Source organism: Tetzosporium hominis, from assembly GCF_002265435.1.
Taxonomy (GTDB): domain Bacteria; phylum Bacillota; class Bacilli; order Bacillales_A; family Planococcaceae; genus Chryseomicrobium; species Chryseomicrobium hominis.
Map to the genome: position 1 here is coordinate 1 of NZ_NOKQ01000070.1, position 232 is coordinate 232.

Annotated in this window: 1 pseudogene; it reads left to right on the forward strand. The window is 47.0% G+C overall.

Annotated features, from left to right (window positions below):
* Nucleotides 1-232, forward strand: a pseudogene (locus tag CF394_RS00235) (peptide chain release factor 3); the annotation flags it as partial.

A 232-nucleotide genomic window follows, 5' to 3' on the forward strand; every position in this document is an offset into this window, starting at 1 on the left:
ACGGACACAAGAAAACAGATGGCGAAATTGTGGATCCTTATGACAAGGATTTCTCAGGATTAGTTTTTAAAATCCAAGCCAACATGGACCCTCGTCACCGTGACCGCATCGCCTTTGTCCGTATCGTATCGGGCGAATTTGAGCGTGGGATGAGTGTTAACCTTCCTCGTACTGGGAAGACTGCCAAGCTTTCTAATGTCACCCAGTTTATGGCGGAAAGTCGTGAGAATGT